General features: G+C 44.0%; 19 protein-coding genes. 5 read left to right on the plus strand and 14 right to left on the minus strand.

The window, feature by feature from the left end:
* Window positions 1-216 precede the first annotated feature (216 nt).
* Both WR49_RS18825 and ppsA read right to left on the minus strand, forming a co-directional pair.
* Window positions 217-1,551, minus strand: coding sequence for an MATE family efflux transporter (locus WR49_RS18825; RefSeq protein WP_046225024.1), 1,335 nt, complete (start codon window positions 1,549-1,551; stop codon window positions 217-219).
* Window positions 1,552-1,773: 222 nt separating this feature from the next.
* Window positions 1,774-4,146 (minus strand): phosphoenolpyruvate synthase, encoded by a 2,373-nt coding sequence (gene ppsA / locus WR49_RS18830; RefSeq protein ID WP_046225025.1) that lies wholly within the window; start codon window positions 4,144-4,146, stop codon window positions 1,774-1,776.
* A gap of 178 nt (window positions 4,147-4,324) precedes the next feature.
* Here ppsA and ppsR point away from each other — a divergent pair, with 178 nt between their 5' ends.
* Complete coding sequence (gene ppsR, locus WR49_RS18835; protein ID WP_017058758.1) at window positions 4,325-5,158, plus strand: posphoenolpyruvate synthetase regulatory kinase/phosphorylase PpsR; 834 nt, start codon at window positions 4,325-4,327, stop codon at window positions 5,156-5,158.
* A 123-nt stretch (window positions 5,159-5,281) separates the two neighbouring features.
* Here the strand turns inward: ppsR and grxB are convergent, their stop codons facing one another.
* From grxB to WR49_RS18845, 3 genes are all read right to left on the minus strand, one after another.
* Window positions 5,282-5,914: a glutaredoxin 2 gene (grxB, locus tag WR49_RS18840; RefSeq protein WP_046225026.1), complete on the minus strand. Its 633-nt coding sequence runs from the start codon at window positions 5,912-5,914 to the stop codon at window positions 5,282-5,284.
* Window positions 5,915-6,240: 326 nt separating this feature from the next.
* Complete coding sequence (locus WR49_RS21545) at window positions 6,241-6,399, minus strand: hypothetical protein (protein WP_017058755.1); 159 nt, start codon at window positions 6,397-6,399, stop codon at window positions 6,241-6,243.
* A gap of 164 nt (window positions 6,400-6,563) precedes the next feature.
* A complete protein-coding gene (locus tag WR49_RS18845) occupies window positions 6,564-7,544 on the minus strand; it encodes a Gfo/Idh/MocA family protein (protein WP_046225027.1) in 981 nt (326 codons plus the stop codon).
* A 208-nt stretch (window positions 7,545-7,752) separates the two neighbouring features.
* On the opposite strand from WR49_RS18845, the gene WR49_RS18850 reads away from it, so the two are divergent.
* The gene (locus WR49_RS18850) at window positions 7,753-8,235 is read left to right on the plus strand and encodes a GNAT family N-acetyltransferase (RefSeq protein ID WP_017058753.1); all 483 of its coding nucleotides are present in this window, start codon (window positions 7,753-7,755) and stop codon (window positions 8,233-8,235) included.
* Between the two features lie 2 nt (window positions 8,236-8,237).
* Window positions 8,238-9,017: a L,D-transpeptidase family protein gene (locus WR49_RS18855; protein ID WP_017058752.1), complete on the plus strand. Its 780-nt coding sequence runs from the start codon at window positions 8,238-8,240 to the stop codon at window positions 9,015-9,017.
* Window positions 9,018-9,115: 98 nt separating this feature from the next.
* On the opposite strand, the gene WR49_RS18860 is transcribed toward WR49_RS18855, so the two are convergent.
* The 7 genes from WR49_RS18860 to WR49_RS18890 all read right to left on the minus strand — a co-directional run bounded on the left by WR49_RS18860 (window position 9,116) and on the right by WR49_RS18890 (window position 16,525).
* On the minus strand, window positions 9,116-9,835 hold the full coding sequence (locus WR49_RS18860) for a glycerophosphodiester phosphodiesterase family protein (protein WP_017058751.1): 720 nt from the start codon (window positions 9,833-9,835) through the stop codon (window positions 9,116-9,118).
* 56 nt (window positions 9,836-9,891) lie between these two features.
* Window positions 9,892-11,160: a sn-glycerol-3-phosphate ABC transporter ATP-binding protein UgpC gene (ugpC, locus tag WR49_RS18865; protein WP_017058750.1), complete on the minus strand. Its 1,269-nt coding sequence runs from the start codon at window positions 11,158-11,160 to the stop codon at window positions 9,892-9,894.
* The gene (ugpE, locus tag WR49_RS18870) at window positions 11,150-11,992 is read right to left on the minus strand and encodes a sn-glycerol-3-phosphate ABC transporter permease UgpE (protein ID WP_046225028.1); all 843 of its coding nucleotides are present in this window, start codon (window positions 11,990-11,992) and stop codon (window positions 11,150-11,152) included. The genes ugpC and ugpE overlap by 11 nt, the downstream gene beginning before the upstream one ends.
* A 38-nt stretch (window positions 11,993-12,030) precedes the next feature.
* A complete protein-coding gene (locus WR49_RS18875) occupies window positions 12,031-12,912 on the minus strand; it encodes an ABC transporter permease subunit (protein ID WP_046225029.1) in 882 nt (293 codons plus the stop codon).
* A gap of 242 nt (window positions 12,913-13,154) precedes the next feature.
* Complete coding sequence (locus tag WR49_RS18880) at window positions 13,155-14,447, minus strand: extracellular solute-binding protein (RefSeq protein ID WP_046225030.1); 1,293 nt, start codon at window positions 14,445-14,447, stop codon at window positions 13,155-13,157.
* 271 nt (window positions 14,448-14,718) lie between these two features.
* On the minus strand, window positions 14,719-15,321 hold the full coding sequence (locus WR49_RS18885; RefSeq protein WP_046225031.1) for a 2OG-Fe(II) oxygenase: 603 nt from the start codon (window positions 15,319-15,321) through the stop codon (window positions 14,719-14,721).
* Window positions 15,322-15,493: 172 nt separating this feature from the next.
* Complete coding sequence (locus tag WR49_RS18890) at window positions 15,494-16,525, minus strand: L-dopachrome tautomerase-related protein (RefSeq protein ID WP_017058745.1); 1,032 nt, start codon at window positions 16,523-16,525, stop codon at window positions 15,494-15,496.
* A 357-nt stretch (window positions 16,526-16,882) separates the two neighbouring features.
* Here WR49_RS18890 and WR49_RS18895 point away from each other — a divergent pair, with 357 nt between their 5' ends.
* Window positions 16,883-17,665 carry an MBL fold metallo-hydrolase gene (locus WR49_RS18895; protein WP_017058744.1) on the plus strand — a complete coding sequence of 261 codons (783 nt, stop codon included), beginning with the start codon at window positions 16,883-16,885 and terminating at the stop codon, window positions 17,663-17,665.
* A gap of 132 nt (window positions 17,666-17,797) precedes the next feature.
* Here the strand turns inward: WR49_RS18895 and WR49_RS18900 are convergent, their stop codons facing one another.
* Window positions 17,798-18,226, minus strand: coding sequence for an ATP-dependent zinc protease family protein (locus WR49_RS18900; RefSeq protein WP_046225032.1), 429 nt, complete (start codon window positions 18,224-18,226; stop codon window positions 17,798-17,800).
* A 78-nt stretch (window positions 18,227-18,304) separates the two neighbouring features.
* Window positions 18,305-19,210 (minus strand): 30S ribosomal protein S6--L-glutamate ligase, encoded by a 906-nt coding sequence (gene rimK, locus WR49_RS18905; protein WP_017058742.1) that lies wholly within the window; start codon window positions 19,208-19,210, stop codon window positions 18,305-18,307.
* Window positions 19,211-19,807: 597 nt separating this feature from the next.
* Here rimK and WR49_RS18910 point away from each other — a divergent pair.
* Window positions 19,808-21,592, plus strand: a complete 1,785-nt coding sequence (locus tag WR49_RS18910; RefSeq protein WP_046225033.1) for an SgrR family transcriptional regulator — start codon at window positions 19,808-19,810, stop codon at window positions 21,590-21,592.
* The last annotated feature ends 87 nt before the right edge of the window (window positions 21,593-21,679 follow it).

Raw genomic sequence — 21,679 nt, forward strand, 5'->3', positions numbered from 1 at the left:
TATATTGGGAAAACTCTAAAACCGTGGCCAATTTTAGTTGACCACTACAGATGGTATTAAAGCTTCTGGAATCGGAAATTTTGCGTTATATGTCGACTTTGTTATGCCATCAGTTGAGCTATAAGATTGTAGCTTATCCAAAAAGCAGAGCGTAATCGCTCTGCTATCTAATTAATGTTCTTTGGAGGTCTCTTGGTTGATGGGTTCCCGAATTACCTATTTGGCTAGCTTAGCTTCGACTTGCCCAAGCGCTCGCTGATACATAAACCATGCACAGGTGCCGGCAAGTACATTGCCTACCATGGCGCCCCAGAATAGGCCTTCAATGCCAGCAAGCTGCGAACCAACCCATAAGCAAGGTAAGAAGAAAGCAAACAGACGCAGTGCTGAAATCGTTAATGCGGTGTAAGACTTGCCTAAAGCGTTAGAAATCGAAACCATCAACATACAGATACCCAGTGGCCCTAAGCTGATAGGAACGATCAGTAAGTGATAATTCAAAATCGTTGAGACCTCATTGTCACTGGTCATTAGGCTCGCTAGCCCGCCAGAGAGCAACCAAGTCACTAGCGCAACCACCAACTGAAAACCTAACACGAAGGTGACGGCAATCTTCACGAGTTTACGTATGTTCTCTAGGCTCTTTTCTCCCAACATACGGCCAACCATTGGCGGCATCGACATCGTCAGTGCTAGCACAGCCACAATTGAGAAGAACTCAAAACGAGATCCTAACGCCCAAGCCGCCACAGCTGCGGTGCCATAGCCAGCAAGCAGTTTAGTCGCCAACATAGAAGAGACTGGCGGTAGCAGTTGGCTGATCATCGCAGGGCCCATGATATTACCGATGGAGCGAACACTCTTGCCGATGTCGAGATCGTGCCAGTCGAACGTCATCCAATGCTTCTTGGTCACTTTAGGAGCCACGATAAAGATGCCTGCGCCGAACGCCAAAATGGTCGCAATTGCTGCACCGTTGATGCCCATGTCGAGCGTAAAGATGAAAATCGGGTCCAATACTAAGTTGATGATACTGGTCGCGATCATCATTGAGCCAGGCAGCATAGTGTTGCCATTAGCACGACAGACACTGTAAAAGAAGTAGAGTAGTGCGCCAGTCCAAGAGCTGACTAACCAATAGATCCAGTAAGAATCAATGATTGGTAATACCGTTGGCGGCGCATCGAGAAGCTGTAAAATTGGCCCACGAAGCAGGTAGATGATGAACGAAAAAAGCGCGACACTCACGCTCCCCATTACAATGACTAATCCACCAAGTTGTTTGGCATAGCGTGTTTCGTTGGCACCAATGGCTCTCGCAATGACTGCCGTTGTTGCGATGCCTAATCCGACCTGAATACCAATGATGATCATCTGTATTGGAAGCGTGAAACCTTGAACTGCGAGCGGCAGAACCCCCAATTGACCAATGAAAGCACTGTCTACAAGCTGGAAGCTCATTAGTGAGAGCACTCCAAACAGCATTGGCCATGTCATTGTATAGAGTTGTCGGCTAAGAGAAGGCGAAGGGGTTGTAATTGTTGAATTCATAACACTCTTATTAGTCTTGAAGCAAGGCTTGTCACAGTGACAACCACCTCAATGTAGATTTGCCTCAAGGATAGCGTAAGGTCAGTTCGATACCAATAAATGTTACCAGATCTATACATATTCAGCTTCGTCAGAGAATACTGCTCGATGTGACTAGCATTGAGGGAAAAAAAAGCCAGTCGCGATGACTGGCTTTGTTGACTCTGATTATTAGGCTAAGTGTTACTTATTCGTAACGTTACCTAGCTTCAACCATGTATCGATAACCGTATCCGGGTTTAACGAAACTGAGCTAATGCCTTGAGCCATTAGCCACTCAGCTAGGTCGTCATGGTCAGATGGACCTTGGCCACAAATACCCACGTATTTGCCGGCTTTGGTTGCTGCGTCGATCGCCATTTTCAGCATTGCTTTCACGGCTGGGTTACGCTCATCGAATAGGTGTGCAACGTCACCTGAATCTCGGTCCAGACCAAGTGTCAGCTGTGTCATATCGTTTGAACCAATAGAGAACCCATCGAAGTACTTCAAGAATTCTTCTGCCAAGATTGCATTTGATGGCAGCTCACACATCATGATGACTTTCAGACCTTGGTCGCCACGGCGAAGACCGAATTTAGCCAGAATGTCGATAACCGAGGCCGCTTCACTTGGAGTGCGAACGAATGGAATCATGATTTCAACGTTCTTAAGACCCATCTCGTCGCGAACACGTTTGATCGCTTGAGTTTCTAGCTCGAAACAATCTTCGAATACTGGTGAGATGTAACGAGAAGCGCCACGGAAGCCAAGCATTGGGTTCTCTTCATGTGGTTCGAACTCTTTGCCGCCTACTAGGTTACTGTACTCGTTCGACTTAAAGTCAGACATACGTACGATCACACGCTTAGGCCAGAATGCAGACGCGATAGTCGCGATGCCTTCTGTCAGCTTACTTACGTAGAAATCGATTGGATCTTTGTATCCGCGAATACGTTCACTGATTTCCGCTTTTAGCTCGTCAGTTTGTGCATCGAAGTTTAATAGGGCTTTCGGGTGAATACCAATCATCTTGTTGATGATGAACTCTAAACGAGCAAGGCCAACCCCTTCGTTTGGAATTTGCGCGAAGTCGAATGCGCGATCTGGGTTACCCACGTTCATCATGACTTTAGTTGGCAGCATTGGTAGCTCATCAACCTCAGAACGTTTGATCTCGAAGTCGAGCTCACCTTGGTACACATAACCGGTTTCGCCTTCAGAACATGACACTGTCACGGTGTCGCCATCATTCAGGTTGCTTGTCGCTGTACCACAACCAACGATTGCTGGAATGCCGAGTTCACGAGCGATGATCGCGGCGTGACAAGTACGGCCACCACGGTTAGTCACAATCGCGGACGCTTTCTTCATTACAGGTTCCCAATCAGGGTCTGTCATGTCTGTTACCAAGACGTCGCCTTCTTGCACCAGTGACATTTGGTCTAGTGAATCAACCAAACGAACTGGGCCTGAGCCGATACGTTGACCGATAGCACGGCCTTCAACCAAGACATCCGCCTTGTTGTTTAGCTCGTAACGTTCGATAACGTTTTGGTCGCTTTGAGAACATACAGTCTCTGGGCGAGCTTGAACAATGTAAAGCTTGCCGTCGATGCCATCTTTTGCCCACTCAATGTCCATTGGGCGTTGGTAGTGCTTCTCGATGATCATCGCTTGTTTCGCTAGCTCTTGGATCTCTTCATCGTTCAGTGAGAACTCGCTACGCTCTTGAGTATCTGTGTCGATGATATCAACTTGCTTGCCAATCTCTTGATTGGTTGAGTAGATCATCTTGATCAACTTAGAACCAAATGTCTTTTTAACAACTGGGTAGTGACCCGCTTCTAGCATTGGCTTGTGAACGTAGAACTCATCTGGGTTTACTGCGCCTTGTACAACCATTTCACCTAGACCCCAAGAAGAGGTGATGAATACCACTTGGTCGAATCCAGACTCAGTATCAAGCGTGAACATGACACCTGACGAGGCTTTGTCTGAGCGAACCATACGTTGGATACCCGCAGACAATGAAATGCCACGATGATCAAAACCTTGGTGTACACGATATGAGATAGCGCGGTCATTAAATAATGAAGCGTAAACGTGCTTGGTTGCTTCTAGTACAGCGTCGACACCTTTCACATTAAGGAAGGTTTCTTGCTGGCCTGCGAAAGAAGCATCTGGAAGGTCTTCTGCGGTTGCAGATGAACGAACCGCTACAGACAATTCTTCGTTGCCTTCAATTAGTTCACGGTAGTTATCACGGATGTCTTGCTCTAGTGATTCTGGGAAGGGGGCCTCTAGAACCCATTGTCGAATCGTTGCACCTGTCTTACGCAGGGCGTCAACGTCTTCAACATCAAGTTCATCAAGTAGTTGGTGAATGCGCTCATCAAGACCTTTGTAATCAAGAAAGTCGTTAAACGCATACGAAGTGGTAGCAAAACCATTAGGTACAGAAACACCAGCATTGGACAGATTAGAAACCATCTCGCCCAGTGAGGCGTTCTTACCGCCGACTTTGTCGACATCTTCCATGGATAGGCCATTGAACCATAGGGTATTATTTTGCATTTATTTCTCCAGAAACATAGCAAGCATTGTAGGGATTTAAAAGCAAACGATTACGCAAAGGCTAAAAAAAATGTTAAGTATTTTTCAAAGCTGTGGGGGACGTAATAGTCAGCAGGGTTTCGTTATATATATTATGGTGTCTATCCTACTCAAAATAATTTTAAACATTAAATAAAAAATGCAAATTGATATCCAAAGTCGTGATGTATTCTATGTTTCTGATGGAACGGCCATAACATGTGAGACTTTAGGGCATGTTGTTCTAGGTCAATTCCCGTTCGAAGCTAACGAAAAAACCTTCCCGTTTGTTGAAAGTGAAGACAAACTTTCTGATTTATTAAAAGAGATTGAAATTTCGTATCGTGAGACTGGTAACCAGCCTCTGGTCTTTTTTTCGATTGTGATTCCGCAAATTAAGCAGCAGCTTTTGGAGGCACCAGCGCACTGCTATGACGTGCTAGAGAGTATTGTGCAGAAAGTGCAAGACGATACCCAGATGGCCCCGGTGCCTAAGTTGCAGCGTTCACGTAGTGTTAATAAAGATTCAGTGAAGTACTTCGACCGTATTGCTGCGATTGAATACACGCTGGCTCATGATGATGGCATTACGCTTAAAGGGCTCGAAGAGGCGGATATCATCCTATTGGGTGTGTCTCGAAGCGGTAAGACACCGACAAGCTTGTATATGGCAATGCAGTTTGGTTTGCGTGTCGCAAACTACCCATTCATCCACGACGATTTAGCGCGCTTGAAGCTGTTGCCTGAATTTGAGATCTACCGACACAAGCTGTTTGGTTTAACCATCGATGCAGAAAGGCTGACGGAGATTCGTGAGAGCCGTTTAGCGGGCAGTGAATACGCGAGTGACTCGCAATGCTTGTATGAATTGCAAACGGTAGAGTCGATGTTTCGCCGAGAAGCGATACCTTACATCAATACGTCTTCGCTATCGGTTGAAGAGATTTCGACAAGAATTTTGGAGCGTACTGGTTTGAGAAGACGCTTGTTGTAGTGAAGAGAGTTGAGGAACAAAAGAAAGTTGAGGAGTAGCATAAAATCGAAGCTAGCGATGATAGGTCGAGGCGCTTCGATTTTCCGTTTAGGTTAGCTGTTGATGACTTATCGAACTAACAAATTATCGAAGAAGCTTAATGCTGAGCATTTTGCTCTGTTTTTCGAGCCAATGCTCAAGTGCTGGTGGCCATGTGATGCTTGACTCAACACAGAAGCCACGTAGCATCGAGAAATAGAGTGCTTGATCAATGATAGGCAGTGATGACTCGCCATTTTCTAAGTCCAGTAAAAGCTCAGCATCTTTTAGCAATGGGTTGATTTGTTGGACGTATTGCGGTGTGTTTTCTAAGAGTTCTTCAAAGTTAAAACCTTCTGTCTCTTTACTTGCACGCCAAGCTTGTTTGCTTCCCACAGAGCGATATTCAGCCAAATCGAGATTCCACCAACGTGGGCGTCCGATTTGCTGAGTGAGAGGGAACGAACGGTTTTGAAAGAGTGTAGCCTGCTCTGACGGTTCACGTTGTTCGTTGCTTGATTTCAAATCCATGAAGTAAGCGATGATGTCTAAGCTTTCAGCCATGATAGAGCCATCGTCTTTCTGTAATACTGGTACCATCTTTTTACCAATAAGGTCGATAAGGGTTTGGGCGTCATCATAATCGACAGAAATAAGTTCGATATTCAAGCTTAGAGATTGGGCAATGTAGGCAACTCTTGCGCAGAAAGGGCAGTGGTCGTAGATGTAAAGCTTCATAGCTTCCCTCAGTTCATGGTTATTATCAGTATAAGATGTTGCTAATATACCAGAAGCTTTTGCTAAAAATAAGCTTTCTCTAATGACCAATATCAACTGAAAATAGGCAAGTTGTAAGTTAAGTGATTTATTTTAATGGTTTTTTGTTGGTGGTATTAGCCACTGGTAAGGGCATTTATTGTGATGGGGAAGCCAACGGAGAGAGCTGGGGGAGAATAGCTGATATAAAAAAGGCTCTGGCTGATCGTCCTAACAAAGAGGAGTAGCCAAAGCCTTAATTCTGTTATCTTTAGCAGAGTGGCTGCTAAATGAGCGGAGTAATCAAACTATGCTTTTTTAAGGTCTTGCATTGGGTAAGTCAGCGGCATTGCGCCTTCTACCGTTGTAACGTGAACGTAGAAACCGCCAGCACTTAGGCCCGTTACTACCATTTCACCAAGATCAACCCCTTTTGTTGCCATAACGCGATCATCAACTGAAAACATTTTACACACCTTCAACAAACTAAATAAATACGATGGATATCGAACGCGAATTTAAACAGATCGAACCTAAATCAACTAATCCGGTTCTTTGTCGTAAAGATTAAATTTGGTTATGCATAAATTAGTATGTCTTCAAAATCAGTATTTTAACGTGCTGGGTAGCTCTATTTGTCAGCAGGGTAAACGACACCAACTTGCTGACGCATCTCTGTAATTAACTGAGCAACGGTTAAAGCGCGTTGTTCTGCTTGAGATTCTGTAGTTTGATCGCCACCAATGCAGTCTGCAAAGGCTTGTGCTTCGTAACTCATCGAGTTTTCGCTCTGTACTTGGGTGAGGTTCTCAATACTGCCATCACGGTAGTGGATCTTAACATCGGTACATTCGGCGATATGATCAATGATGATTGCTCCAAGCTCTCCTTGGATCTCACTTGGCGCATAGGAGTCGCTCACTTTGGAGTGCGCAAGGGTTACGTCAAATTCTGGGTATTGGAAGATCGCACAGCCATGCGCATCAACGCCTGAATCAAGTAGCTTTGCAGAAGCCTGCGCATTTTCAGGTTTGCCAAATAGCGCGACTGTCGCAGCTACACAATAAAAACCGATGTCGACCAACGAGCCGTTAGAGAAAGCGGGGTTGAAAGTATTTGGCTTCTCGCCATTTAGATATTTTTGATAGCGCGAGGAATATTGGCAGTAATTGATGTGTGCTTTATGCACTTTGCCGATCTTTTCTAACCCCAATTGAACTTGTTTAAAGTTCGGAAGAAATTGAGATTTGTACGCTTCAAATAACACTACACCATTTTGTTTGGCTATTTTAAACATTCGAGTCGCTTCATCAATATTAGACGCAACAGGCTTTTCACAGATAACATGCTTGCCATGCTCCATCATCAATATTGATTGCTCGCAATGTAATGAGTTAGGTGAAGCGATGTACACGGCTTCGATAGTGCTATCATTCGCTAGCGCTTCGAGTGAATCGTAGTTTGTTTTAACGTTAAACTCTTGCGCAAATTGCGCGGCGCTGTCTAGGTTACGTGAATATACCGCACCAAGTTGCATTGATTGTGTGTCATGGGCAGCTTGAACAAACTTTTGTGTAATCCAATTGGTGCCAATTACAGCGAACTTTATCATATAGGTATCCATAGTTAGCGTATTAATTCTGTAACGATAGTAGCACTCAACGACTATAAATGTTCCCCTGATTTGCGGAACAATTCCCCAGAAATTACAGCCTAGTATCTGTCAATGATAGCGATAGGGCCCCTGAGGCAGCCGGTATAACAGTGCACAACTAAGCCTTTTTTGCTAAGGTTTCATTGAAAGAAAATAAGGTAATGATATGCAAATCCGTACTGCCAAAGTCGCTGATATACGCTCAATCTTAGAGCTCTCTGATCAGATAAACCGTCAACATCATCTTGGCGCTCCTATGGTATTTGCGCCACCTTCACAGGGTTTCGCCGACAGTGAGGAGTACTGGTTAGGCATGATGATCGACCCTTTAGGGACTTTCTTGGTTGCGGTTCATGAGCAACAAGTGGTTGGCTTTTTAGCAGGTAAAGTGACGCAGAACAAAGGGGTAAGTTTTATTCAGCCGCATAAAGTGGCGAGAGTGAGCACAATTGTGGTTAATGAACAGATCCAGAATCAAGGTGTTGGTCGATCTTTGATGAGGTCATTTAATCACTGGGCTCAATCTAGGGGCGCGATTGAGCTTCGACTGGAAGTGATGGAGTTCAACCAGCAAGCTCAAAGGTTCTATGAGTCGCTAGGGATGGAAACTCAGTCACGAACCATGTCTATGCGTTTTGAGGAGATTTAAAGGTGCGCTTGCTTTGGTTTTTATTTGTTTACTTAATGTTGTCGACTCACGCTCTATATGCTGCATCGGAATCAATGTTGGAAGAGTCTGTTTACGGCAAAAAACTGGTCGTAGAAAAGATAGCTTCAGATGCGATAGCGATTGAAACTATGGTGTTTGAGTCTGCTCCATCTAATCGTGCGACTACTTCATCAGTAACCACAAATCCAAAGCATGTCACTGTTCTTACTGGTGGTACTCTTAAAAATAATTCTGCTGAAGGGGACTCTAGCCAACAAATTGCCCAACTCTCTCAACGATCATCTCGGCGGGTTTACCTTAAGCCAGATACCATTTCTGAATTAGAACCGAAGTTACCGGCAGTAACTCTGGTTAAGGTCGATAAATCGAAGCGTCGAATGTATTTATTAACAGGGGAAGAAGTAATACAGGAATTTCGTATTGCGCTGGGTAAACAACCGAAAGGACATAAGCGCTTTGAAGGGGACAACCGAACGCCAGAAGGGCAATACCAGCTCGATTATGTGATGGAAGAGTCGGATTTTTATCGATCAGTACATATTAATTATCCGCAACCTTCGGATATGCAATGGGCAGAGCAAAATGACGTGGACCCTGGAGGTAACATCAAAATCCACGGCATCAAAAATGGAGAGCGTCGTTCACCGAGTTTTATTCAAAGCTTTGATTGGACGGATGGTTGTATTGCATTAACCAATCAAGATATGGATGAGTTCATCCAACTCGTAAAAATGGGCACCCCTATCCATATTGAATGGTAGTTGATAGCTGCCCATACTCGCTTTTGTTTGTTATCGAATTTTGAGATTTCTAACGGTTAATTTTTAACTCTCCGTTCTATTTTCCAGTGCTCGTATTATCAATTAATAGAGCTGAATTCATTAGGAAAATCAGTAAATACCGCGTCCACGTTTGAGAGAAATTTGAAGCTAGACGGATCGTTTACGGTGTAGCACCAGATTTGAACGTATGCTTCGTTGAGTGTATCGAGATCGCTCTGATCAACGTGCTTATAATTCATGTGACAGCTGAACGCTTTGACCTCATCAATCAGCATCAAGTCAGCTTGAGTCAGTTGCTCTGTGATCACTCCAACTCGGTATCTCGGTAAGTGACGAGCTATCTCCGTTATAACTTGGTGGCTGAAGCTAGATAGCAAGACCTTATCGGTGTCTAGGTTTGAGCGAATTAACTCATCGTGCAATAGATCAACTACATGAGGCGCCTGGTGTCGGCTGTCGACTTTAATTTCTAGATTGACGCTAAGACTATGTTGCTCAACAAGTGCGAGTAACTCTTCCAATGTCAGTATTTTTTCTCCCGCGAACTGTTCAGATTTCCAACTGCCAAAATCGAGTTGACGCAGTTCTGCAAGGGTGTGTTCATCAACACGACCTTTGCCATCGCTACAGCGATCCAGAGTGTGATCATGGCAAACCACAAGTTGATCATCCTGTGTTGGCTGGATATCTACTTCAATCCATTTCAAACCGAGCTTAGCAGCTTGCTCAATGCTTGCTTTGGTATTTTCTGGGTGAGTACCTGCTACCCCACGATGACCTACGATGATAGACGACATAATTAATCCTTCTTAAAGACACACCGCAAAAACGCATTAAATATCAGTGTACTCGATTACGCTAGAGCCGTCGTTAAGCTTGTCGCATCTTCGTGTGGCTCTTGTGATGTGAAGTTATTCGGGTGAATGCGTTTGCCATGACTGTCAAAAATGTGCAGGTTGGATTTATCAATACTCAACCCGAGCGGTACCGCTTGGCATAGGGTCATTTCGGGTGTTACTGCAATAAATGGTTGTTCGTTGACAAGGCCATGAACCAATTGATTTGGCCCTAAAGGCTCAACCACGCTGATGCGTAATTCAAGCGGCAGCGTGTTCATGACTAAGTCTGCGCAAACTTCAGAGTGCTCTGGGCGAATACCAAGCGTGATGGCTGTATTTTTTACGTGGGCGTACTCGGGTAAATACATCTGTTGATCGCCGACTTCAAGATAACCGTCGTCGATTGTGGCTGATAAAAAGTTCATCGCAGGGCTACCAATGAAGCTTGCCACAAAGGCACTAGCAGGCTGGTGGTAGACTTCTCTTGGCGTACCGACTTGTTCAATCTGACCTTTGTTGAGAACCACTATTCTATCTGCCAAAGTCATTGCTTCAACTTGGTCATGAGTCACGTAAACACTGGTGACACCGAGTTCGCGCTGTAGCTTTTTAATTTCTAACCTCATGTGTGCACGCAGCGATGCATCTAGGTTAGACAGAGGCTCATCAAATAAGAACAGTTGTGGGTCGCGGACGATCGCTCGTCCCATTGCAACACGTTGGCGTTGACCTCCGGATAGCTTGGCGGGTTTACGGTTTAGGTATTCTTCGATTTTCAGCGTTTTGGCGACTTTCTCTATTTTATCTTCAATAAGGTGCTGACTGACACCTCGGTTCTTTAAGCCATAAGCGAGGTTCTTATACACCGTCATGTGTGGGTAGAGAGCATAGTTCTGAAAGACCATTGCGATATCACGTTGAGCTGGCTTTTCGTTATCAACACGGCGACCACCCAAGTGAATTTCACCACCAGAGATGCTTTCCAGGCCAGCAATAGAACGTAGGATAGAAGATTTTCCACAACCAGAAGGGCCAACCAATACAAGGAACTCACCCTTATCGATATCAAGCGACACATCTTTGACAGCGCGGTGACCATTTTCGTAGGTCTTTACCAAATTCTTAAGACCTAACATGACTGGTTGATTGTGCTTATGTCCTTTGCCCGCTTGATTATGAATTGACATCGAAGTGCCCTCCGTTTTTTGGTGAGATGTCTTGTACTCATCGAGTGATTGAATGCGATTGTCTTTGATCAGAATCTTTTTGTTATTATTTTTCACTTTCTACTAGCCCTTTTACAAACCAACGTTGAAATACAATCACCACTAAAACAGGTGGCAACATGGCTAAAATTACCATGGCGAAAACATAGTCGTAGCGCGGTAAACTGGTTTCATTGATGTTATTGAGTACTTGTTTAATACCCATCACGATGGTGTTGTAACCTTCATCTGTCGTCATCATGATCGGCCACAGGTACTGGTTCCAACCCACCACAAACATGATGATGAAGATCGCGGCGATCATGGTTTTAGACAGCGGCAGTAAGATATCGACAAAGAATCGAAATGGGCCTGCGTTATCTAACTGAGCGGCTTCGAGCAGTTCGTCGGGAATCGTTTTGAAGAACTGCCTGAAAAAGAATGTTGCAGTGGCAGAGGCAATCAAAGGCAGAATCAAACCGGTATAGCTATTGAGCAGCCCAAGCCCAGCGACAACCTCATAAGACGGGATAATACGAACCTCTAGTGGCAGTAGCAGGGTTACGAAGATCAACCAAAACCAAGCTGTCGCGTAGGGAAGCCGGAAGTAGACCAAAGCAAATGCCGCCATCATTGAAATGATGATTTTACCGATCGCAAAACCTAGCCCCATGATCATCGAGTTGGCGATCATTTTGCTGGCGGTGACTTCACCACTAAAGCCCATACTCTTGTTCCAAGCTTCGCTATAGATAGCCGCAAAGTTATCGCCTGGTAACCACTGCAAACCGTCGCTGACAATGGTGTTTGGGCTATGGGTCGAACTGGCGAATATCAGCCAGATTGGGACCAACATAAACAGCATGCCAGCAATTAAAATTAGGTGGTCAGTGATCTTATTACTTTTCATGAATAACTCCTGTCGCGTTAAAACTTAGCCGTAATGGGCTAGTAATGAACACGTTTTTCAACAACGCGAAACTGGATAAATGTGAGAATGAGTACCAGTAACAACAGCACCACAGATTGCGCAGAACTTCCGCCTAAATCAGCTCCAACAAAACCATCTCGATACACTTTGTACACTAGTGATGTTGTGGCACCGCCTGGGCCGCCATTGGTCATGGTGTCGATCACGCCAAAGGTTTCAAAGAAGGAGTAGGTAAGGTTGATGACCAACAGAAAGAAACCTGTAGGGGCCAGTAATGGGAAGGTAATGCTCCAGAAACGTTTCGAGTCGCTGACACAATCTAGCATTGCAGCTTCTTTTACCGCGTAAGAGATAGACTGAAGGCCTGCTAGAAAATAGATGAAATTTACTGAGACTTGTTTCCATACTGAAACCAAAACCAGAGCAAACGTGGCATCCACAGGATCGGTCTGGAAGCTGAAGTCCCAACCCACCACGGCAAATATTTCAGTGAACACGCCAATGTGTGGGTTAAACAAGAAAGCACCAATTACGCCTGCAATTGCAGGAGCAACCGCATAAACCCAAGTGAGCGTGACTTTGTAAGCGCCTTGTCCGTGAATGATGTTGTCGGCTTTCACGGCGAGCAGCAGCGCTAAGGCAAGCGATAAGAAAGAGACCACAATCGCGAACATTAAGGTGAAACCAATTGAGCTCAGATACTCACTCGATTCGAATAGCATTTGGTAGTTTTCGAACCACACGAAGATGGAGGAAGTGGCCCAAGGATCTTCCAACATAAATGAAAGGTAAACCGCCTTTGCAGCCGGGTAGATAAAGAAAACCGCGATGATGAGTATCTGAGGCGCCAAAAATAGGTAAGGCAGCGGAGAGTGAAAGAATTGCTGACGTCGTTCCACAGGGTAATCCCCAAAAATTAGTGACTGTTATCACTGTTAGTTACGGTGAGCACTAGCGCTATAGCAAAGGAATGCATCCAGTTGAGTTGTAGTTTTTGGAGCAAGAAATGGTGCTAGTGAAGAATCTCCTCACACCTTGCTATTACGTTTTTAATGACGCAGTGACAAGTGGTGAGGAGCAATGAACAGCTTTGGTTAGCTAAGCTTTTAGCTCAGTTATCTGCTTTGGTTAAAAAGCAGAATTAGTTCATCGTACGAGCGAAGCGTTTCAGTAACTTGCTGCTTTCATCTTCTACTTTGTCTAAGCTATTCTTGACGCTAGAGCGGTCGGCGAAGATGTTATCGAACTCGCGATGCATCACTTCACGAATCTGAGGGTAGTAACCTAAGCGATAGCCCTTAGTCCATTCACCCGACTTGAGGCTTAGCTGCTTAACACCTACTTCGGCGTCAGGTTGCTCGTTGTAGTAACCTGACTCTTTCGCCAAGTCATAAGCGGCTGTTGTGACAGGTACATAGCCAGTTGTTTTGTGCCAGTAAACTTGAGTTTCAGGCTTAGTGAGATAGTCAAAGAACGCCGCGACACCTTTGTCTTGTTGCGGTTTGTGACCATTGAGAGCAAACAGAGCAGCACCACCAATGAAGGTTAAGCCAGCATCCGGGTTGACCGATTTCCAGTATGGAAGGTATGTGGTGCCGAGTTCGAAAGGTACACGGTTACGCAAGCCGCCGAATGAGCCTGAAGAACCCATCCACATTGCCACTTCTTGGCGCTCGAAAGGGGTTTGGTTCGCATCCCAATCGCTACCGTAATATTTGTAGTAACCTAGATCTGACCACTCTTTCATCTTGCTAACGTGCATCATCATGTCTTTGGTGTTGAACATGATTTTAGTCGATAAGCCGTCATAGCCGTTGTTCTGGTCTGATACTGGTAGGTTATGGCGTGACTTAAAGTTTTCGAACATGATCCATGGTGTTAGAGATTGAGAAAAGGCAATATGACCTTCTGCTTTCAACTTCTTGGCCACCACTTCTAACTCTTCATATGTTTTGGGCGCATCGACACCGACTTCGGAAAGAAGATCTTTGTTGTAGTACAGAACCGGGGTCGAACTATTGAAAGGCATCCCGACCATTTTGCCTTCGTTATCAGCGTAGAAATTACGAACCCCCGCGAGGTAATCGTTCGAATCAAAGCTGTAGCCAGACTCAACCAGAATATCTTGTACGGGTTTCGCGACGCCTTTAGCGTTCATGATGGTTGCTGCACCCGCATCGAAAACTTGTAGAATATTTGGTGCTTCACCTGCTCGATATGCTGCAATGCCCGCTGTTAAGGTCTCAGTGTATGAACCCTTGTAGATTGGCGTGATCTCGTAATCGTCTTGTGATGCGTTAAAGTCTGTCGCAATTTTATTGACGGTTTCTCCAAGTTGGCCGCCCATCGCGTGCCACCAAGTGACTTGAGTCGTTGCGAAAGCTGGCATTGCTGCTGTTGCCGAAAGAACGCCTGCTAAAATTAGCTTATTCATCTTAGTTTCCTTTTGGATGAAATTCGTATGAGATTTTGATCTAGAGTGTTAACGAGACGGTAGGGGTATCGTTTGAAGTTATCTTGAACAGGGCATATTTCACTTACGTGGCTAAATCGTTTCAGTGGTATGAAAGATTCATTTCGATTTTATTTAAGAGGGAGGTTAATGATGGTTTGGATAGTGACTTCGTTCGTATCTCTATAAAGGTTTGCTCATTACTGAAAGCCTCTTGATGAGCAGGCTTTCAGTAAGATAGAGAGGTAAAATTTTAGTGCGCGATGTCGAGTTGGTTGTCTTTAACGCCGTTAATACGAAACCAACCTGCGATACTGAATCGCTCGGTATTTGTCGTTAGAACCTCGTGTGGAAACTGTTCGGATAAGAACACTAACAAACGACCGGATTTTGGTGGAATGGTTGTGATGTGATTGTTCTCTAGGTCGTAAATGATTAACTCACCTGCGTCTTCTTCTGTCCACTCATCATTCATATAGAACACAGTAGTCAGGCGGCGGTTTTCATTGCCCTTGAAACAGTCTAAGTGCTTCTGGTAGAAGTCGCCTTTTTCGTATTTAGCAAAGTGCGCTTCGTACTCGAACAGACCCAAAAAGAACGCTTGGTTTGCTGCTAAACGAATTCGTTCCATTTTGTCTAGGAACAGAGAGGCTGGCTCTCCTGTATCGCGGTTTACCCATTGAATCTTGTCACTACGAATAGTCGATTCTTGCGTTACGTCATCGTTACGGCCAATCTTAGCCTTTTTCCAGGCTTCTGGAATGCAATCCTTCAATGCCACCACTTCTTCGTGAGTTAAGAAGTCATCCCAAACAAAATAGCCATGGGTAGAAAGAGCATCGATTAGTTGATTCATGTATAGCACTCTGACAATAAATTAGAGGCGCATATATAGTCCTAATAACTCAGGTCAACAAATCACGTATTTTGTCGTCACGATTTATATCTTTATTTTACCAGCGGATATAGAAAGGAAAAATATTGGAGAAGTGAGTAGTGAGCCTATTTATCGGCTCACTACTGTTTGATTATCGCCCCGTTGATCCTGTGGCGAGGGCTTTGATCTTTACAACTTCGAATGGTCGGGTCCCTGTATCTGTACCGTTATTTAAAGCCGCAGTTCGATCAAGTTGATTGACCGTTATATAAATATAACCATCAGGGCCAAATGACATGCCATCCGGCCAAGTTTGGTTGTCTGATAGCGTGGCAATAATTCGGTATCCTTGTGGGGTGGACACACCGATTGCATTGTTTTCTATATCAGTAACATAAACGTTCTGAGCGCTGTCTACCGTAATGCCATCTGAATAAGATTTATCAGCATATTTTTCTATATTGCTTGCGACTGTCTGTCCGTTGTTGTCAAAGTGATTCGCTTTTACTCTATAAACGGTGCGACCATTGACGGCCCCGAAATAAACCCATTCGTAAGATGGATCAATGGTGATTGGGTTTAAAGCAAAACCGGTTTTACTGTCGGCTTTCATCGACGGGTGATTTTCAGCCACACGTACTGCTTCCCCTGTCTTGAGATCTACGGTTACAAAGGCTGGAATTGCTTCACTTTTCAGGTCATTTTGAGTCATATCGGCGATTATTATACGCTGCCTTTTTTGGTCTAGCGCAAAGTCTTGGAGGAAGCTTGTCGGTTTCAAAACGGAAGCCGGTATTTTTATCGTTTTGACCAGCGTCTCTTTATGAGTATCCCAACCAGTAATGGTATGGGTTGCTAGATCTAGGATCCACGCGACTCCGTTATCATCCGTACGAATGGCAATGACGGCTTTAAATAGGGAATCATCACCTTGTGCATACTTCATCGTTGGATATGGCGTTTGATTTCCAGCCACGCTTAACTCGATGACTTTGGTTGTTGGGTTGTCAAGCGGATGAACACTTAATAACAAACGTCCATCCGGTGTGACGGAAGGGTTGCCCGGACGTTCAGTCATTGTAGCAACAACGGTAGCTTGTTCTGGAGTAAGTTCAGTTTCTGCATACGCATAAGTGGATAGAATAGCGCTCGCGAGAACGGTATTGATTACTGTTTTCTTCATTGTTTTCCCCTTAGTAATTGATGTAAATGTTACTGGAAGGTTGTCAATTTTCAACAGTGCTATATTTGTTATACTTTCAAATATTGTTTGATAATAGATTGAAACGTATTGTTATAGATAGCTAATAACGGCGATATTACTAAAATATAAATGCTCTTAAGTGTTAAGAATCAACTGCATGTAAAGGGTGTTATTACACATACCTATTGATGAGGTATTCGGCTAAGGTTTTTATTATCAGTAGGCAATGATTCAAAAAATTACATTTCAGTCATATTTACTATATTCTGATAAGTACAATTGTTTCAAAATTGTTAAGTTTAACCCGTCGGCAGGGACAGCGAATAGGAATACAATTTGCAGCTTCATACAATCAAAGGTTATATCCAAGACATGTATCTCGTAGAGTACCCAGACAGGCTGCTGTTACTTGATGGCGCGTGCCGAGCGGATATTCCCCATCTTAAAGCTTTCATTGAAGATGAGCTTGGTCGTGAATTTAACGACCTGCATACAGTGGTCGTGACACACATGCATCCAGATCACGCGGGTGCAGCACATAAGCTTAGAAAGCTGACCAACTGTAATTTGGTGGCAGCGAACCGAGATAGGGATTGGTATCAAGGAGTCGATGGTATATTGATGCACCTAACCGATCTTGCCCTTGCAAGGTGGATGGCAAATAGGCTTGGTAAGCCTAGAGCAAATCTGTGGTATTCAAGGAAGCTCAAACCTGACTACAAACTCTCGGACGGTGATACGATTCCAGGCTTTGATGATTGGCTTGTATTGGAAACGCCAGGGCATACCGACAGAGACCTGTCCGTTTATTGTCCTTCGCATAGCGTCGCTTATGTGGCTGATTTAATGGTGGAAGTTAAAAAGAAACTGATTCCGCCGTTTCCCATCTTTCATCCGAATCAATATCGAGAGTCGGTATCTCGCATTTATGACATGCAGGTTGATACTTTGCTGGTGGCGCATGGAGGGCAGGTGGATTTTAGTCAGACAGCTTTTGAACATTTGCTAATGAGTGCTCCAAGAAAACCTGTGACTCATTGGCGTGTAACGAAAATTAAAATGAAGAATTTACTGTTATCTATTTGGCGATTTGGTTTTCAGTATCATGGTAAGTCTTAGAAATAAGTGGAAAACCGCAACACCGAAAGTACTGACTGTAGAAAGGTAGGACATAAATAGGTAAACAAAAATGCCCGTTACGAGACGGGCCTTATTTTGTTATAACCTGTGATTAGGTTACGATGATTTGGATTAGCGAGTCAGTAGGAATTCACCTGCTGGATCTACAATCACTTTGTCGCTCATTCCTTGACGACCAAGAAGCATCATGTAGGTCATGTCTTGACGGTTGCTCAGCGTGATATCGATAAGCCATTGTTGATCACCTATTTTAAGCATAGTTTCAATGACACAGCGAGTTTCTACTTCACCGTTTGATGACTTGATTCGCTTACTTGCTTTTAATTTAGTTTTGCAGCGAACTATTTCTTCAAGGTGATAGATGTCTGGGTGTAAATCAAATTCAACGTAGCTTTCACCGTCAGTTTCACTGCAGAGCAGGTTATCCACATGTAGCGAAGAGGTTTTAGCCCCTGTATCTACACGCGTATGTAATCCAGTTATCCCTAACTCCGGTAAGCAAATTGCTTCAGTATTCCCTATGATCATTTTCTGATTCATGTTTTTTCCAATCATTGGTTTACGGCTCATTTAGTTATTATCGCGGTTAAAGCGATTTTTTAATAGTTTACCTTTCAATTAGCCTTTGCCGCGAGTGCGGTTTGCATTGGGCTTAGCATTTTTTTCGACAAAGTCGAAAATCATGTCAGCAACATCTTTTCCAGTCGCTTTCTCAATACCTTCTAAACCTGGGGAGGAGTTAACTTCCATTACTACAGGGCCATTTTTAGATTGTAGAATATCGACACCACATAGGTTTAACCCCATGATTTTAGCTGCATTAATTGCTGTAGCACGCTCTTCTTTGGTGAGTTTTACCAGTTGAGCCGTACCACCACGGTGCAGGTTAGAGCGGAATTCCCCCTTACCAGCTTGACGTTTCATTGCTGCAATTACTTTGTTACCAACAACAAAACAACGGATGTCTGCGCCGTTTGCTTCTTCTATGAACTCTTGAACCAAGATGTTCGCTTTTAAGCCCATGAATGCTTCGATGACGCTTTCAGCTGCTTTGTTTGTTTCGGCTAGAACCACGCCGATACCTTGAGTTCCTTCAAGAAGCTTGATAACAAGTGGCGCGCCACCTACGTTTTTGATCAAGTCTTGAATCTTGTCTGGGCGACTCGCGAACCCTGTTTTTGGTAAGCCAATGCCTTTACGAGACAGCAGTTGCAGTGAGCGTAGTTTGTCGCGAGAACGGCTAATAGCGACTGACTCATTGATACAAAAAGTGCCCATCATTTCGAATTGGCGCACAACAGCAGTGCCGTAAAAGGTAATGGAAGCGCCAATACGTGGAATAACAGCATCATATTGAGGTAGCTCTTCACCCATGTAGCGAATCTTCGGATTGTTACTCGCGATATCTATATCACAGTGCAGCGTGTCGATAACATCAACATGGTGACCACGAGCTTCTCCTGCCGCTTTTAAGCGAGAAGTAGAGTATAGGTTTTCATTGCGAGAAAGAATTGCGATACGCATGGCGTTTCCTTAGTTAATACCTGATTGGTAACTGCAAATAAATGAGTTGTTCTCTGAGCTTTCAGTTTTTCTGAGGCTCCTTGCTTTGGAGCGAACCTTAAGGCTTTTCGTTTAACTAAGAAAATGAATTAAATTTGTCGAGTCGACAACGTAAGTTTATCGAGCGAATGAGTTACTGGTACGGTGGGGTTGAAAAGGTATTTGGAAGGAAAAAGCGAGTTGAGACCTAACTCATGTTGGGGGTGGAGCATATTAAGTGGTACTCAACTCGCGTAAACTCGGTGCTAAATGTGTACTAATAACGCCAGTTACATAGCTCTATAAGTGTTCTCAGTGCTTCTCTCTCGAGCTTGCTAGACGTATTTTTTAGCTTATTAAGATAGTATTTTCTCATGGGGATTACTTCTCTTGTATTAGGCTTTGGCGGTAATGCGGGGTTCCTTGCTGACTCATTAAGTATGGTTATTTAATAGGAACTAATAAACAGATAGACTTTTAACAATCTGTTCCTGTTTTGTTCCTTTATCACTACTTTTGGTCTGATGTGTTTTATAATGGGCTTAATCAGGAAGGGTTGTTTATAAAAAGGTTCATTATTTGTCTGATCTAAACATGATGCGCTACTACACAAGGTTGAATTCGTTCGAGCCTAATATCTCACATTCGGTGACTTTAACTGAGGTTGCAGACAAATTGTTTACTAGTTTGCGCCATGCTCGAACCTTGCTAGGTAAAATGCATCACGCTGAATGGGTGGTGTGGGAGCCAAAAGTCGGCAGGAATCAACGATCTAACCTGACCTTGTGTTTTAGCAATCAAGAGTTGACTCAACATGTTGCCAGTAAACTGATAGAGCAAGGCAAATACGAAAAAGCACTTTCTATTTTGGAAAATGACCGTGCAATATTTGGGTCTCTACTCCAAAAAACATCTGGTGCAACGATTCGTGAAGGGCTACTGCATGTTCAATTGACTTACAAACGTAAGTTTGAGGATTTGTTCCCACATCATATTCATCGCAGTAGTGAACGATTTTTGATCAGGCAAGTATTTAGCTGCCTCGTCACTTGTAATGGCAAAGGCGAGTTAAAGCCTGAGTTGGCTCATCATTGGGTGTATGATTCTGAAAAATTAACTTGGACCTTTTATTTACGTCCTGGCCTTAGCTTTCACGATGGACACCCAGTCGATGCGAAGCAACTTGTATCTTTGTTTTCTGCCCTACAAACCTTACCTTTTTATCAGACAGAGTTAGCTCATGTTGCTTCTGTATACAGCGATCAACCATTGAGAATCAGCTTTCAGTTAACTAAAGCAGACACTGGGTTTGCAGGTTTGCTTGCTGGCGTTAAGTATTCGATTCAACCAGCAGCTCAAGTCGCCCGTAAACCGACGCCATTAGGGTCTATGTCTCATGCTGTGATTGGAACTGGCCCTTTCAAAGTGGTGGAAAGTAATAACGAGCGCCTAAAACTAGCTGCATTCGAACATTACTATGGCTGCCGATCGTTAACCGATGAGGTCACCATTTGGCAATTTGAAGAATCGATGACGGGGAGCGCACGCTTTGATGATAGCCAAATGCAGGTTTCGCCTTATCAAGACTCGTCCTGTTTTCATCAATTGGGGAAAAGCGATACGGAATTGGTGTCTGCAGAGAGTGACGGCCTTCGTAGCCGAGTCGAGGACGGGTGTTTATTTATCCTATTTAATCAGAACTCAGCAGTTAAGCCACTAAATAATGAGCAGCGTAAGTACCTCTCAGGGATCGCAAACCCACAAGCTATTTTGTCTCAATTAGAACAGAATCAAGGGTTGTTTAGTGTATCTTTGGCTCAAAATATACTGCCAAGTTGGCAAAGGTTATATCGAACGCCTTCAAAGGAAGCTCAACTTCCTCAAAAGATGACTATCGCGGTTTACGACTACTATGCGCTATACCGATGTGCTATTTGCGTATCAGACATACTAAAAAGATACGGCGTTGATGTTGAGGTGAATACCTACAGTTTTAGAGAATTGGCGCAGCTGTCTCAGAGTGGCGAGCTAAAGGAGGATTTGGTGTTGTGTAATCTGAACTTAGATGACAACACACCTTCCTCTTTGTTCTCGTGGTTGATGAATGATCCCGTGTTGCATTCCGCACTAGGGGGGATGAACAGCAACTGGCTGAAACAGCGTTTGGATCATCACAAAGCCTCCGTTGAACTGCCTGACTACTTAGCAGAGTTGGAACCTATCGCGTCCACGTTGATTTCTGATTATTGGTTGGTGCCAATGTTTCATCACTTGCAAACTGTGCGTTTCCAAGGGATTTTGAAAAATGTCGCTATCACTAACTGGGGATGGCCAGAATTCAAAAACGTATGGTCAGCCGATTAGTGGTAGGTGCTGATGGCAACATTTGAATTGATAACTGAACTAGATAAGTGGTGGCTTTAGAACGTGAGTATTTAAAAATTAGCGCTT

Source organism: Vibrio sp. ECSMB14106 (assembly GCF_000972265.1).
GTDB lineage: Bacteria > Pseudomonadota > Gammaproteobacteria > Enterobacterales > Vibrionaceae > Vibrio > Vibrio kanaloae.